General features: G+C 50.3%; 15 protein-coding genes and 1 pseudogene. 12 read left to right on the top strand and 4 right to left on the bottom strand.

The genetic code is table 11. From position 1 onward, the window contains the following. The first annotated feature begins 215 nt into the window (after positions 1-215). Together AC0VXT_RS06225 and AC0VXT_RS06220 are read left to right on the top strand one after the other, a co-directional pair. The gene (locus AC0VXT_RS06225) at positions 216-716 is read left to right on the top strand and encodes a MarR family winged helix-turn-helix transcriptional regulator (protein ID WP_475547940.1); all 501 of its coding nucleotides are present in this window, start codon (positions 216-218) and stop codon (positions 714-716) included. Beyond that, positions 713-1936, top strand: coding sequence for a glycosyltransferase (locus AC0VXT_RS06220; protein WP_475547939.1), 1224 nt, complete (start codon positions 713-715; stop codon positions 1934-1936). The genes AC0VXT_RS06225 and AC0VXT_RS06220 overlap by 4 nt, the downstream gene beginning before the upstream one ends. A 207-nt stretch (positions 1937-2143) precedes the next feature. Here AC0VXT_RS06220 and AC0VXT_RS06215 read toward each other — a convergent pair. Together AC0VXT_RS06215 and AC0VXT_RS06210 are read right to left on the bottom strand one after the other, a co-directional pair. After that, positions 2144-2797 (bottom strand): annotated as a pseudogene (locus AC0VXT_RS06215) (IS5 family transposase). A gap of 237 nt (positions 2798-3034) precedes the next feature. Continuing rightward, entirely contained in the window at positions 3035-3211 is a 177-nt protein-coding gene (locus tag AC0VXT_RS06210; RefSeq protein WP_475548612.1) for a hypothetical protein, read from the bottom strand. On the opposite strand from AC0VXT_RS06210, the gene AC0VXT_RS06205 reads away from it, so the two are divergent. From AC0VXT_RS06205 to AC0VXT_RS06195, 3 genes are all read left to right on the top strand, one after another. After that, a complete protein-coding gene (locus AC0VXT_RS06205) occupies positions 3137-3313 on the top strand; it encodes a recombinase family protein (RefSeq protein WP_475548568.1) in 177 nt (58 codons plus the stop codon). The genes AC0VXT_RS06210 and AC0VXT_RS06205 overlap by 75 nt on opposite strands. Beyond that, the gene (locus AC0VXT_RS06200; protein WP_475547938.1) at positions 3228-3593 is read left to right on the top strand and encodes a hypothetical protein; all 366 of its coding nucleotides are present in this window, start codon (positions 3228-3230) and stop codon (positions 3591-3593) included. The genes AC0VXT_RS06205 and AC0VXT_RS06200 overlap by 86 nt, the downstream gene beginning before the upstream one ends. Positions 3594-3786: 193 nt before the next feature. Further along, positions 3787-4017, top strand: coding sequence for a DDE-type integrase/transposase/recombinase (locus AC0VXT_RS06195; protein WP_475547937.1), 231 nt, complete (start codon positions 3787-3789; stop codon positions 4015-4017). A 150-nt stretch (positions 4018-4167) separates the two neighbouring features. On the opposite strand, the gene AC0VXT_RS06190 is transcribed toward AC0VXT_RS06195, so the two are convergent. Next, entirely contained in the window at positions 4168-5529 is a 1362-nt protein-coding gene (locus tag AC0VXT_RS06190; RefSeq protein ID WP_475547936.1) for a four-carbon acid sugar kinase family protein, read from the bottom strand. Beyond that, the gene (locus AC0VXT_RS06185; protein ID WP_475547935.1) at positions 5526-6779 is read right to left on the bottom strand and encodes a ribulose-bisphosphate carboxylase large subunit family protein; all 1254 of its coding nucleotides are present in this window, start codon (positions 6777-6779) and stop codon (positions 5526-5528) included. The genes AC0VXT_RS06190 and AC0VXT_RS06185 overlap by 4 nt, the downstream gene beginning before the upstream one ends. Before the next feature lie 122 nt (positions 6780-6901). Here AC0VXT_RS06185 and AC0VXT_RS06180 point away from each other — a divergent pair, with 122 nt between their 5' ends. The 7 genes from AC0VXT_RS06180 to apnL all read left to right on the top strand — a co-directional run bounded on the left by AC0VXT_RS06180 (position 6902) and on the right by apnL (position 15083). Then, positions 6902-7726, top strand: coding sequence for a phosphogluconate dehydrogenase C-terminal domain-containing protein (locus AC0VXT_RS06180; RefSeq protein WP_475547934.1), 825 nt, complete (start codon positions 6902-6904; stop codon positions 7724-7726). A 77-nt stretch (positions 7727-7803) separates the two neighbouring features. Then, complete coding sequence (locus AC0VXT_RS06175; RefSeq protein WP_475547933.1) at positions 7804-8745, top strand: substrate-binding domain-containing protein; 942 nt, start codon at positions 7804-7806, stop codon at positions 8743-8745. 125 nt (positions 8746-8870) lie between these two features. Further along, the gene (locus AC0VXT_RS06170; RefSeq protein ID WP_475547932.1) at positions 8871-9530 is read left to right on the top strand and encodes a DUF2291 family protein; all 660 of its coding nucleotides are present in this window, start codon (positions 8871-8873) and stop codon (positions 9528-9530) included. Next, complete coding sequence (locus tag AC0VXT_RS06165) at positions 9527-11101, top strand: sugar ABC transporter ATP-binding protein (RefSeq protein ID WP_475547931.1); 1575 nt, start codon at positions 9527-9529, stop codon at positions 11099-11101. Before AC0VXT_RS06170 ends, AC0VXT_RS06165 begins: the two co-directional genes overlap by 4 nt. Beyond that, on the top strand, positions 11098-12174 hold the full coding sequence (locus AC0VXT_RS06160) for an ABC transporter permease (protein WP_475547930.1): 1077 nt from the start codon (positions 11098-11100) through the stop codon (positions 12172-12174). The genes AC0VXT_RS06165 and AC0VXT_RS06160 overlap by 4 nt, the downstream gene beginning before the upstream one ends. A gap of 6 nt (positions 12175-12180) precedes the next feature. Further along, complete coding sequence (locus AC0VXT_RS06155) at positions 12181-13209, top strand: Gfo/Idh/MocA family protein (RefSeq protein ID WP_475547929.1); 1029 nt, start codon at positions 12181-12183, stop codon at positions 13207-13209. Further along, on the top strand, positions 13209-15083 hold the full coding sequence (gene apnL / locus AC0VXT_RS06150; protein WP_475547928.1) for a D-apionate lactonase: 1875 nt from the start codon (positions 13209-13211) through the stop codon (positions 15081-15083). The genes AC0VXT_RS06155 and apnL overlap by 1 nt, the downstream gene beginning before the upstream one ends. The last annotated feature ends 51 nt before the right edge of the window (positions 15084-15134 follow it).

Here is a 15134-nt window from a genome sequence, read left to right as displayed (position 1 = left end):
TAGACAATGTAAAAATGAAATGATCAGAAGTATTTCAAAAACAAAAATACTTTCTAATTACTTCTGATCAACGAGCAAACTTGCGGGAAGTAAGGGACGTGCGGAAAAATCGTTCAAGAGCAACGTCCTGTTATCTTCCCCACACGAAAATTGTGCCAACTCAAACTTGCTTTGGCATCAACTCTCGCTTGGGACCAGATAACGGATCGGACAACATGACCGTCACACATCTTGAACTGGCAAACACTGTCGAACGAATTTATCGACGGTTTGCGGATCTGCTGCGTGTAGATCTTATTCAACTCGGCAAGGATGACATCAGCCCTGCGCAAGTAGCGTTGCTGTTCACCATTGGCGAGGATGAACTTTCGGTTCGCGATCTGCTTGATCGCGGCCATTACATGGGATCTAATGCATCCTATAATCTCAAACAGCTTGTCGATTCTGGCTATGTAGAACGCCAGGTAATGGCGCGTGACCGACGATCAGCCCGCATAAAGCTGACGGCAAAAGGCCACGAACTGTGTGAATCCTTGCATGAGTTCCACGAAGAATATCACGATGCATTGACCAACAACCTCGAAGACCAGCAGGAAATGGAAACGGCTTTGCGCACCTTGCGCAGGCTCGAAGAATTCTGGACTCAAACCCTCAGATACGGCGGCATCCCGATCAATGGTGCTGTCATTACGCATGAAGTTCGGAACCGTAGATGAAAATAGTCTTTGTCCATCGCCATGGGCCGGGACAATTTGTGCACCTTGCCTGTCATCTGGCGAATGCCGGATGGCAGGTTTCCTTCCTGTGTGAAGAAATGAATGTCCGCTTGCCCGGCATCCGTGTTTTACGTCAACGTGCAACACCTCCTCCACCAGCAACAACATTTTCCCAATATCATCAGGAACTAGGCCTGCAAGCTGCCACAACACTTGATGCCTTGGCGCGTCAGGAAGGCCCACCGGATGTTGTCTTTGGTCACATTGGCTGGGGCAGTATGTTGTTTGCCCGCGATGTCTTGCCAAACACGCCACTACTGGGATACTGCGAACATTATTATCATGCTGATGGGCGTGATGTTGGCTTTGCCAAGGATGAAAAGGTTTCACTGGCAAAACGCACCCAGCTTCGTCTGCGCAACAGTGCTCAGCTTTCAACACTTGATCATCTTGATGTCGCGCTTAGCCCGACACCCTGGCAAAAAACAGCCTTTCCTGATGCCTATCAGCATAAGATCGGCGTCTGCCATGACGGAATTGATGTTCATCGCTGTCGCCCAAACCCACAGGCCACGTTAAAAATGCCTGACGGACGAGTGCTTCGCGCGGGGGACCCTGTAGCGACCTATGTTGCCCGCGATCTTGAGCCATATCGCGGTTTTCCAACATTCATGCGATCTGCCGCCAAACTTGCCGCCCGCAATCCCGACGCCATATTTGTCGTTGCCGGAGGGGACGGTGTCAGTTACGGCACACCGCGAACCGACGGACGCAAGTGGCGCGACGTCATGATGGAAGAAACCGGGCTTGATCCTTCCCGTATCTACTTTCTTGGCCAAATATCGCATAAGCACCTCATACGCCTATTTCAAATCAGCGCTGCCCATATTTATCTGACGTACCCGTTCGTCCTTTCTTGGTCTGTGCTTGAGGCCATGGCGTGCGGGGCCGCCGTCATTGCATCGGACACGGGCCCTTGCCATGACGTCATCAAAGATCGTCATAACGGTCTGCTGACTGATTTCTGGGATACAGATGCATTGGCGGACAAAATGATATACAGCCTTGAAAACCCCGCGCAACTAATGCCCCTTCGACAGGAGGCACGACGCACCATCACACAGCATTTCGCTTTGCAGAAATGCCTTGAGAAACAAACCAGTCTGATTGAGAGATTGGCTGCTGGCGAGATTGAAAGAGTTGTGGGGAGGAGAGGCTGAATACAGGAAGGTTGTTAGCTGCACGCTGTGCGCTTCGCTGAACCTGCGCAAAGCGATGCTTTGCTTGGTTTGAACATAAGATTCAAGTCCACCTACCCCACCTTCCAGACATTAAAAAAGCCCGCCACAAGGGCGAGCTTATTTAATGTTGGTTGCGGGGGTAGGATTTGAACCTTTTCGGACCAAGGTACTAGGTTGAATCGACATTTAGAACCATAGAATAGCGGCCGCGAGATAAATGAAAGAGAGGAAATAACATGCCTTTCGGTCATATCGTGTGGCCAGTCTTCGCCAGTGTTTGAGCTTGTTGAACGTCCGCTCGACAACGTTTCTGCGCTTATAGATTTCCTTGTCGTATTTCCGTTGCTGCTTGCGATTGGATCTTGGTGGAATAACCGCAACAGCCTTCATGGCGGTGATGGCATCAAATATCTCCTGACTGTCATACCCTTTGTCGGCCTGAACATGTGAGGGGCGGAACCCTTCGATCAGCTCAAGACCCTTTGTGCAATCATTGCGCTGCCCGCCAGTCAGGATCAAACGCAAAGGACGCCCCAAATCCTCACTCCGCGCCCCCTTTTCCTGTAGCGGCCTGTTGATGGGCCCGAACAATCGTTGAATTGATCATGAGATACTCATTATCCGATGCTTCGATAAGAGCATCGAAAGTCTTTTCCCAGCCCCCTGCCTTGGACCAGCGCGTGAACCGCTTGTGGGCCGTCTTCCATTTGCCGTACCGTTCGGGCAGATCATGCCAATGGGACCACTGCGCAAGACCCAAAGCACGCCATTTACAAACTGCAGGTTGTTTCTGCCGCTACGTCCCCGATCACCTTCTTTGCCGGGAATGACAGGTTCAATTTTTCACCATTGCTCAGGGCTCAGTTCGTAGCTTCTCATCTCTTCTCCACTGACCGTTAAAACGGCAACAGTGAATCAAAGTTGAGGTTAATTGGGAAGCCCCTCAATTAAATGTCGATTGGTCCTAGGCCCGACGAGCTGCATATTGGCCTGAAAAGCACGATGAATGCGCTCTATTTCAAAGACCTTTCAGACAAAACCCACAGAGGCATGATTCCGGCGGTCTTGCACTGCGCCTCACCAGACGGCCAGCTTTACGCGTACGATCTCGTTCACGCGCTTGACGAATTCAGCGACCCCATTCGCGGCAAGTGCAAAGTCAATGAAGATCACGCAGCAATCATCCGAGTGATCTTTGAATATTATGCCGAAGGTCGGAAGCTCAAACATATTTGCGATGACCTCAACCGCCAAGGCATAGATTCTCCCAATGGCGGGAAATGGGCACCTTCAAGCCTTGTCGGATCGTTCGCTCGGCAAACAGGAATGGCGACGCAATCAAGCGGTCGGCAATAAACGCGCCAATGCCGAGTTCGGTGGAAAGCTCTATTACGGCGAGCATAATCAGAAGATCACCGCGACTTACGCAAAGCATTACTCCAAGCCGGTGAAAGGATGCGCTAGATACTTTTTTGAACGCGGCATCGACATCTATTATGAGACAGCCCACACCTATTGGAACAAGTTTGGTCCGATATTTGCTGCGGAAATTAGAAAAAACAGACCAGCGTCGAGGCGAATCTCGCCAGAATGGGGATGGCCTCTTGATGAGGTCTTTTTTGTGGATCAGTGGTGAAACTCATTCCCTCTGGCCAGCTATCGACTACGAAGGTGAAATTCCCGAAACATTTGTCACAAAGAAGCGAGACAGTAAGGCTGCACATAGTGTTCTGTCCTTAAGTTTTTGAAAAAAACAATGAAGCGATTCCGGCACTCGATGACGATTGTTACGAAACTACTTCGCTATTATCGGGCTGCAATGAAATTGATTGGTACCGAAGCGCACCAATAGGTCAGGTGCTGCACCCAATAGTCGAGCCGAAAACTCGCACCATCCCTTTTGGCAGCAAGAGCGGGCGATGACCAAATTCAGGAGCGCAAACTCGCTACAGAAATTTACATCAATCCATTCTTCAGTTCACAACCATTTTAATCAAGAACGTCATCTCTACAATCGCCAAACCTTCAAGCTTAACTGTGCCTCTGGTTTGGTAGAGTAGCGTAGCCGTTCTGTTTGGTGCTCACTGTATTATCGCTTCATTGAATCCGACTACTTTTTCTCTGACGATGCTCAATAGTATCGCTGCCATTTCATGAGGTGGTGGCATTTGTTGGTATGCCACCACCTCATAATGCTTCGTCAAAGTGACTTAATCGGTTGGTTGCTGACTGATTGTCCCGTCGCGGAGGGAAACAAAGTAATTGTCATCCCCAATTTGCCCGCCTTTCAGGGCGATCTCGAGTTGTCGGTCATTGCTGCGAAAAGCATTGCAAAGCGGAGAGCCCGGCGTTTGCGGGATCGGGTGACGCAATGTAAGGGCATAGATGTTCATCTGGCTAAGGGCTTGGCTTGAGGTGTCACCACCCGCGACGATTGCGCGCTCAAGCCCATGTTTGGTGATGAGATGGTTAAGTATTCTTCCAAGCGACCGTCCGGCGTCATCTGCGCCGTGCGATGTTGCACTTGCCACACTGTTGGGGCCGCGTGCTGTGTAGATAATCGGACTTCTGCCTGCATCAAGACTTTTTGAAGCATCTATCACTGCGTCATCAATTGCTTTTTCCCCACCTTCTCCCGATGCGAGCGCAAGATAATCAATCGGAATGCCATCAAACCCGTTTTTCAGGGCGGTTTTGATTTGGCGTTCTGTCGTGGGGGAACAACTGCCAGATACAACCGCAATGCGATCAAGTTTTTGAACGGCGGCAATGTCCGTTTGTGAGGGGATAATGCCGTCCTGCTTCCAAGCGCTTAGCAAGGCATATTCGACACCGGACGATCCCACAACAAACCGGCCAAGACTTTCGCGACTTGCGTGAAGCAACCTTCCAGCCAAGAGTTGCGTGTGTTGATCATGAACGTCAAACAAAACACTGCCAGCGTCTTGGAAATAGGTGTTTTGCGGGCCTGTTTCCGATGACTGTGCAATCGCCTTTTCCATGGTCGCCGCATCCATGCAGATTGAGGGCATATCGGTTTGCCAACCAAGATGTATGAGAAGATCAGCCTCATACATAGGAGTTGCAGGATGACGGGACATCACGGGGTGTCGGTCAATGCGGTAAATCTTGTCCTGATATGATGCAAATAGATGGCCAAAGAATGTGTATCGGCGCAATTGCGGGGCTCCAACGACCAGCCCAACTGTTGTTTGTTCAAATTCGGCACAGCCCAATTCAATAGCACACCCAATCGAACCTTGATGGGGGGCGCTGTCGAATGTCGAGCAGGTTTTATAATGGCAATGTGGTGCACTCAGCCTTTTGAGCCAATGAAAGATAGGTGGAAGGTTTTCTTTCATCCATTCTGGCGATTGACTTCTGCTGATGCCGGCAATGCCAATGGCCTTGCAATTGGAAAAGTAACTAAGTTGATCGGCATCGGGGATGCAGGTGAAAAGAACCGTCGGGATCCCGTTTGAAGACAGGGCTTCCATGACATCCGTCGATCCGGTGAAGTCATCGCCGTAGAACGACAGAGCTAGGTCGTTTGAAGTTTGTTGCTGGCTCATTTTATAGCTCCGCTAAAAGTGCTGAGCGCAGTGCGCAGAGCTTCATGGGCTTTGGCATATTCGTCGGTCTCGATGCCCTTAATCGCGGCATCGGCGGCCTGACGCAAGCTGGCAACGCCGTCGAAGACCCCGCCAGGGTGCCCCATGATGCCGCCGCCTGCACAGTAAATGAAATTGGTATGCCCCAGTGCAGCAATGGTTGGTGCCATTTGGGCAGCGGTCTGACCCGATGAAAATACCGGCATTGCATGATAATTGGTGGTTGGCGTGACGTTTTGACCAAGAGACCGTGCCGCATCAATTACGGTGTCGTCGTCTTCGGTAAATTTGTTGCCTATTCCGTTAACATGCAAATGGTCCGCCCCTGCCAGCCGCCAGAATTTTTGCCAGACACGGAATGAAATCCCAATGTCGGGAGATCGCGAATAAATTCCCCAGCCATTGCGATGGCAATGCAATGGCAATTCAACATGTTTGCGGATTGCCGATAAGCCCGCTAGCCCGATCGAGAACAGGCTGACCATTGCGCAGGTGCCGCCATGGTCGCGGACAAGGTCGGCATTGCGTTTCATCTCGTCAATTTCACCGGTGATGTTAAAGGCATACATGGGTTTTTTGCCAGTATGGTCCGCATGATCATTGATGACGCGCATGACGTGCGAAACGCGGGCTGCGAACGGGCAATGAGGACCATTACCCTGTAGTTCGTCATCCTTGATGAAATCAATTCCACCTTCGACCAGTTGTTTGACAAGCACGGCAGTATCGCCGGGTGAAAGTCCAACACTGGGTTTGATGATTGTGCCAATCATCGGACGATCCGACACGTGGGCGAGTTTGAGCGTGCCGCCTATCCCAAATCCAGGTCCGGGATAGGCGGCAGCGAACGCATCTGGAAATTCGATGTCAATCAATCTTAAGGCAGATACATCCGCAAGTTCGAACAAATTACCTGCGACGGTTGCCAGCACGTTGGTTAACGATGTTCCCATGTTTTCAAGTGGCCATGACAACGTAATCTCGCCGCGCATATAGGTGTTCCCGTGTGTGCAGGAAGGCAGAGATCCCGATGTGGATGTTGATGTTTCTGTGACTTTCTCAACCCGTGCGCCAGCACGATGGCGCAGCTCGTCCGTTTCACTGGCAAGCTTCAGGAAGGTGCCAGAGGATTGTTCGCCCGCAATGACATTCGCCGCATGCTCAAGGCTTTTCGGGCTTTCAAGTTCGTATCTGGCAATGATCCGTTCCATCAACTCGTGCTCCATCAAGAAATGTTTTCAGGATTTATTTTGATATCATTATCACCTCATCATACCAGTTGACAATATGATGAATGCATGTAGATTTCTAAAAACAGTTATAAGGAGGAAGCATGAAAATCGCTCTGATCGGTGCCGGTGGCAAAATGGGGGTTCGTTTGGCAATGAACCTTAAAGAGTCACGTTTTGATGTGGCGCATGTGGAAATAGGTGCAGCTGGCCAGCAACGCCTGAAAGAGATGGTCGGGGTGGATTGTGTTGCGCTTGATGATGCGCTTGATGGTGCGCGTGCAGTGGTTCTTGCCGTTCCTGATACGGCAATCAAAGCTGTGTCACATGGTTTGATTGACAAGGTCGCGACCGGAACCATGATTATTGCACTGGATGCAGCAGCGCCATTTGCGGGTCATTTTCCGGAACGCAAGGATGTGACCTATTTTGTCACGCATCCCTGCCATCCGCCGATTTTCAATGACGAAACAGAAATGGCCGCCAAGCGTGATTATTTCGGTGGTGTTGCCGCAAAACAGGCCATTGTTAGCGCGTTGATGCAAGGGCCCGAAGAAGATTTTGAGTTGGGCGAGGAAATCGCAAAAACAATCTTCCAGCCGATTTTGCGTTCACACCGCGTTTCGGTTGAAGAAATGGCATTGTTGGAACCGGGGCTATCTGAGACAGTTTGCGCGACTTTGTTGGTCGTAATGAAAGATGCTCTTGATGAGGTTGTCCGCCGTGGCGTGGATGCTCAGGCAGCGCGAGACTTTCTTTTGGGGCATCTTAATATCCTTGGTGCCGTGGTTATGGGAGAAATACAGGGAGAATTTTCCGATGCCTGTAACAAGGCTATTGTTAACGGAAAACCGCGTTTGATGCGCGACGACTGGATCGGGGTGTTCGAGCCGGATGAAATAAAAGAAAGTATCCGTCGGATCACCTGATAAAGCGCGGCATTAGAACTTCGCAAAAGAAGCATGCCGCTTGGTGACTAAAACTTAATGTATCTAGGGAGGTACACATGACGTTTATGCGTAAAACACTGCTTGCTGGTGTGGCGATGGCCATGGGATTCGCGGTTGTTCCGGGGCCTGTGTCAGCAGCCGATTTGATTGCAATTCTTACTCCGTCACATGACAACCCGTTTTTCAAGGCTGAGGCCAAGGGTGCGAAACAACGGGCAGAAGAGCTTGGCTATGAAACGCTTGTTCTTGTCCATGATGATGACCCCAATAAGCAAAACGAACTTTTTGATACGGCAATTGCGCGTGGGGCAAAGGCCATCATTCTTGATAATGCCGGTGCCGAGGCAACCGTTGCACCTGTGCGTCGTGCAAAGGAAGCTGGCATTCCATCTTTCCTGATTGATCGCGAGATCAAGGAATCCGGAATTGCGGTTTCGCAAATTGTTTCGAACAATTACCAAGGTGCACAGCTTGGCGCCGAAGAATTCGTCCGTCAGATGGGCGAGGAAGGCAAGTATGCCGAGTTGCTTGGCCGTGAAGCAGATACCAATGCAGGTATCCGGTCTTCCGGGTATCATGACATTATCGACCAGTATCCGGACATGGAAATGGTTGCGCAGCAATCTGCCAACTGGAGCCAGACCGAAGCCTATGGGAAAATGGAAACGATCCTTCAGGCCAACCCAGAAATCAAAGGCGTGATTTCTGGCAATGATACCATGGCGATGGGGGCAATTGCGGCACTTCAGGCGGCAGGCCGCAATGATGTCATCGTGGTTGGTTTTGATGGCAGTAATGACGTACGTGACTCCATTCTTGAAGGTGGAATCAAGGCAACCGTTCTGCAGCCAGCATACCGTCAGGCACAGATTGCGGTTGAACAAGCTGACCAATACCTGAGAACCGGGTCCACCGGCCATGATGAAAAGCAGCTGATGGATTGTATCCTGATTACGGCTGACAATGCAGGGCAGCTTGAAACCTTTGCACTGAAATAAGCGAACCAGGCGCAATATCGTCTGATCTATGCTTTTCGTGCCGGATGGCCGGGGAACATAAATCTAAATGTGTTTCCCGGCTTCCGCAGAGATTGCGATGCATCAATCTTCTGAAGGAGGCCAGCTTGAAGTTTAAAGGCCCAATTAAGAATCTGTTTCTGTTGTTTTCTGCGGCGTTCCTGATTGTGGGATGCCAACTGGTCGAAAATGATGCCCAAGGTGACAAAGAGGCGCTTGTTTCAAGTTCGCCGGGGGGCGATATGGCCGTCCTGGCTGATGAAATATGGGATGATAAAGTCCTGCCTCATCTTAAAAACGATGCCGTTGATTTTACGGAACTTAAGCCCGTGCTTGACCGTGACCTTGATGTTGCGGGTGATCAATACGGCTATCGACCCTCAAGCGAAGGAAGCCCGTGGAATTTTACAACCCGGATCGACGGGGAAATCGTTAATGCGAAAACCGATACGCGGGCGGCAACACTGGATGTCGATATCAATAATGATGGAAATGCCGATGCGGTTGTACAACTTGGCCCGGTCATTCGTGGAACGACACTGCGCGATGTATTGCCATTTATAGATTTTACGTCCTTTACCGACCAGATCGAATTCGCCCAGCTATCACGTGCGCTTAATACCAAGACCTACGAAACGGTTCTTGTGGATCTTACGCGAGATGGTCTTGTAGGCAGGCGTGTCATCGTGCTGGGGGCGTTTACCATGCGCAAACCCGATGATGCGGTTCTTGTGACGCCAGTTGAAATCGAGGTGGTGGCGCAATGAACGATCTATCTTCGCTTGAAACTCATAGAGTCGGTCTGTCTGTGCGCGGCGCGACAAAGGTCTATCCCGGTACACTCGCACTTGAAAATGCCGACTTTGATGTTCGCCTTGGTGCGGTGAATGTTCTGGTCGGCGAAAATGGTGCTGGGAAATCAACCTTGATGAAGGTCATCTCTGGGGTTGAGCAATTGACCGCTGGTGAAATCTTTATCGATGGGCAGGCGGTAAGTTTTGCTGATACGCGTGCCGCAGCGGCGCATGGGATTGGAATAGTGTTTCAGGAACTGAACCTGTTCCCAAACATGAGCGTGGCTGAGAACATCTTCATCGGGCGTGAAAAAACACGTGGTCTGGTCGATATTGATGGTCGGGCACAACGGAAAGAGGCAGCCCTTCTGATGAAGCGGCTGGAGCATGATATTTCGCCGGATGCATTGGTCGGTGAGCTTAGCATCGGTGAACAACAGATTGTCGAAATTGCCAAGGCGCTGTCACAAGATGCACGTATTCTGATCATGGACGAACCGACATCGGCATTAAGCTCGGCCGAAGTCGAAATTTTGTTCCGCGTCATCGACGATCTGAAGGCGTCTGGTGTTGGTATTATCTATATTTCACACCGCCTTGAAGAACTGATCCGTATTGGCGACTACATCACCGTTTTGCGCGATGGCCACATTACCGGGACACGTCCGATGGATGGGGTGGAAGTAAGCTGGATCGTGCGGAACATGATCGGTGCTGCTTCCAAGGATTTCTCGAAATCGCTTACCCATCAATTGGGGCCAGAGGTGTTTAGGGCAGAAGAAATATGCCTTCCCAGCAAAAGCGGTGGCTTTGTTGTTGATCATGTTTCTCTGTCTGTGCACGCGGGCGAAATCGTTGGCATTTATGGGCTTATGGGGGCGGGGCGTTCGGAGTTTTTCGAATGTGTCATGGCGCAACATCCAATGTGCACGGGGGCGTTCTTTGTCGAGGGGGAAGCTCTTGATGAGCGAAGCGTTGCCGGACGTATTGATCGGGGTATTGCCCTAATCCCCGAAGACCGCAAGGGTGCAGGTCTGGTTCAGATTTTGCCCATCCGCGAGAATATGTCGTTGTCCAGTCTTTGGAATTTCACCAAGCGCGGACATCTTAGCTTGAAAAAAGAGGGCGTTGCTGTCGCAGCGATGGTCCGAGACTTATTTATCAAGGTCGCGAGTGTTGAAAACCCGATCAGTTCTCTGTCTGGGGGGAATCAGCAAAAAGTCGTGATTGGCAAAGCATTGATGACCAACCCGAAGCTTCTTCTAATGGATGAGCCCAGTCGCGGCATCGATATTGGTGCCAAGGCAGAAGTCTTTCAGGAAATGCGTAAGTTGGCAGCCAAAGGGCTGGGCATCTTGTTTGTGACATCGGATCTAGAAGAGGTCATGTCACTTTCTGACCGAATATTGGTCATGTCCAAAGGGCGGGTCATTAAGGAATTTACCCAAGCTGACGCTTCAGAAGAGGAGATCGTTGCTGCTTCTGCTGTCGGTCATACAATTAAAAGCCATCAAACGGCTGAGAATAGGGAGGTGTTGCTATGACATCCATCGCATCGGCCAGAATGGCTCCGAAGCACAATAATCAGACATGGCTTCTGCTTTTGCTCAAGCTTAGAACATTCATTGCGCTGATTGTTGTTTTTGCGTTTTTTGCCTTCGCAGCGCCGAACTTTCTGAGCACGGCCAACTTCGTAATTATGTCTAAACATGTGGCGTTAAACGCATTTCTGGCGATTGGTATGACATTTGTCATCATTACCGGGGGGATTGACCTTTCGGTTGGGTCGATTGTCGGGTTGTGCGGTATGGTTGCGGGTTGGTTGATACTGCATGGGGTTGATCTTGGGATCGGCTACACACTGTATTTCAATATTTTTGAAATTATTGCCATCACGCTTCTGGTCGGCGTGTTGTTTGGTGCGGTGAACGGTGTCTTGATCACAAAACTTAATGTTGCTCCGTTCATTGCCACGCTGGGAACACTTTATGTCGCACGTGGGCTTGCTTTGCTGTCTTCTGACGGGGCGACATTCCCAAATTTGGTGGGCAACCCCGAATATGGATCTAACGGATTGAATGTCCTGGGGTCAGGGGCGGTCATGGGCATTCCCGTTTCGATCTGGATACTGATCGCGGTCGGGTGCGGAGCAGCATACATTGCTGGGCGCACACCGCTTGGGCGTCATATCTATGCGGTTGGTGGTAACGAACATGCCGCTGCCTTGTCTGGCGTGAAAGTTAATCGCGTCAAGATGTTCGTTTACATGTTTTCCGGGTTTTGTGCCGCGATTGTTGGTTTGGTGATTTCATCCCAGCTTGTGGCAGCACATCCGGCTACCGGTGAAACGTTTGAATTGAATGCGATTGCTGCAGCTGTTCTTGGTGGTACGTCTATGTCGGGCGGTCGGGGGCGCATTGCAGGCACGATCATTGGTGCATTTGTGATCGGCATTTTATCTGATGGGTTGGTGATGATGGGGGTCAGTTCATTCTGGCAGACCGTGATCAAGGGGCTTGTTATCATTGCTGCTGTTGTCGTCGATCAGGCACAGCAACGTCTGCAGGCACGGGTGGCTTTGCAACAACAAGCTGCACTCAGTACGCAGGAAGGATGATGCGGTATGTTTAAAGGTGCTTTGATTGGCTGCGGGTTCTTTGCCCAAAATCACTTGCATGCATGGCGCGATGTCAATGGGGCAGAAATCACCGCACTATGTGATCGTGACGAAAAACGTCTTGCCGAAACAGCACGTCGCTTTGGCATTAAAAACACATACATCGATGCGCAAGAGATGTTTGATACTGAAAAACTGGATTTCGTTGATATTGCAACCACGGTGGAGACGCATTTGCCACTGGTTAAGATGTCAGCGACAAAAGGTCTTCACATTATCTGTCAGAAGCCTTTTGCCGGTTCAACGGATGATGCATACAAGATGGTGCTAATGGCCAAAGAGGCTGGTGTCACCTTGATGGTGCATGAGAACTTCCGTTGGCAGTCAGCCATTCGTGCCGTAAAGGGTCACATTGCTAACGGTGCAATTGGTGACGTGTTCTGGGGACGGGTGAGCTTTCGTTCGGCCTATGATGTCTATGCGGGGCAGCCTTATCTGGCGACGGACGAGAAATTCATCATTCAGGACCTAGGGATCCACATTCTGGATATTGCACGGTTTCTGTTTGGCGATGTTAAATCGATCTCTGCCTCGACGAAGCGGGTCAACCCAAACATCCGTGCCGAGGATGTCGCAACCATGATGCTTAATCATCAAAATGGCATCACCAGTATCGTCGATTGTAGTTATGCAACACGCCTGCCTACGGAAAACTTCCCCGAAACCCTTCTTGAAATTGACGGCAGCAAGGGAACGCTTCGCTTAACTTCCGGGTATCAATTGCAACGTCACAACGATAAAGGAACGCAAAATTTCGATGTGGCACCGCCGCTTCTGCCATGGGCGGAACGGCCTTGGCATAATATTCAAGAAAGTGTTTTCAACATTGAACAGCATTTTGCAGATTGTCTTCGTGCCAATGAGCCCCCCGAAACCTCGGGGGCGGATAACCTGAGAACACTTGGTCTGGTCTATGCGGCTTATCAGTCCGCGCAAGCAGGCAAGAGGATCATTTTCGATCTGGAAGTGGATTGATGGAAAGATCAGCACAGCAATTAGAAAAGCTGTTTGACACAACGCGCCCAAAAAGTGACTGCCGTATACTGTCTGCTGGTCCTCTTGAGGTGCGGTTTGAAAACGGAAACCTGCGTTATGTCCATTACGAAGGGGTAGAGGTTCTCCGTGCGATTTCCTATGTGATAAGGGACCGTGATTGGGGAACGCTAGCGGTCAATATTGCGGATCTCGATATTCGTGAAACCGCAGATGAATTTGAGGTGTGCTACTCGGCAACCTGTCAAAATAACGGATCGGTTCTGGCTCTGAACGCAAAGATTTCTGGCGCCTCTGATGGGCGATTAAGTTTTGTGGTTGATGCCGTACCCGATCGTGATTTTGAAACGAACCGGTGTGGTTTCAACGTCCTTCATCCGATTGATGGTGTCGCAGGTAGTGCTGTTCGTGTTGAACACTGTAATGGCAAGATCATAGAAACAAACTTTCCAGACCTGATTGAACCTTGGCAACCGTTTAAATCCATTCGCGCCTTAACACACAAACCTTCTGACAGGCTGTTGGCGATTTGCCGGATGACGGGGGATGAGTTTGAAATGGAGGATCAGCGAAACTGGTCTGATGCCTCTTTCAAAACCTATGTTCGACCGATTGAACTTCCTTGGCCATATGTGATGTCTGGTGAGGAAAACTGCAGGCAGGCGGTAGAGCTTTCCATCATTGGGCAGGATGGAAATTCACATAAAACACCGAAAATGACGGCCAAGTCAGGATTAGATGCCCCCGTTCATATCGAATTGGCAGAGGTTTCCGGGAAGAAATTTCCGAAAGTTGGGCTGGTCGTAACCCCGGAAGAAATTACCGCAACAATTGCCTATTTGGGTCTGTTAAGTGATGTGGCTCCGCAGACATTGTTATGCCATTTCGACCCGACGGTTGGGCATGACAAAGAAAGTTTGCGGGCGTTTGGCAAGCTCCAAAGCCGTTTTGGTGCCATCTACGAACTGGAATATGTGGTTGCGGGTGATGGAAATCTTGAACAGGAGTTTCAGGAACTGCGTGATGGTCTTAACGGCGCAGTTTTTTGTCCCGACAGAATTTTGGTTTGTCCATCTCTTGACAGGCAATCAACCCCGCCGGGAAGTGAATGGCCGGAATGTCCCCCGCTTTCTGATATCTACAATACAGCGCTAACTATATTTCCTGAGATAACGCTCGGCGGCGGCATGTTCAGTTATTTCACGGAACTGAACCGTAAACGACCGCCTATGGAAATGCTCGATTTTGTCACGCATGCAACCAATCCAATTGTGCATGCTGCTGATGACGAAAGCGTGATGGAAACCTTGGAAACCTTGCCGCATATATTCCGCTCTGCCCGTGCGATTATTGGCGCGAACAAAGAATATTGTCTTGGACCGACGACAATTGCGATGCGACAAAATCCATATGGTTCACGGACATTTCCCAATCCTGATGGGGATCGGATCTGCATGGCGCATGACGATCCTCGGCACAGGGCAGTATTCGGTGCTGCTTGGACGATCGGTTACGGTATGCGTGTTAGCGATGCAGATGTTTCGCGGTGGGTGCCAACCGGTATTGTTGGGCCGCGTGGAATTATTGACCAATCTGGAGAAGGCCTTTGGCCGGTGGGGCTGGTTGTGCGGGACATGTGTGCGATGGCTGGTCGTCCGATAATAACCTGTCGAATTGATGCTCCACGCGCGGTTGCTGCGATAGGTGTGCAAGAGGGAGAAATCATTAGAATGCTGATTGCAAACCTTACAGGTCACAGAATGACTGTTTCGGTAGGTTGTCTGGGACTTGTGGAGGAATTGGACGCATATGGTTTCACGCGTTTGGATGTGCCCGCGTCTAAGGTTCTCAATTGAATGAACATCATATAAAAGGTTCGCAGCCCTTGGGCTGAGTTGTAAATGCTG

It is taken from the genome of Thalassospira sp. Z349TD_5 (genome assembly GCF_056173045.1).
The sequence above is the reverse complement of the archived record's forward strand: the minus strand, read 5'-3'. Positions and strand labels throughout refer to the sequence as shown.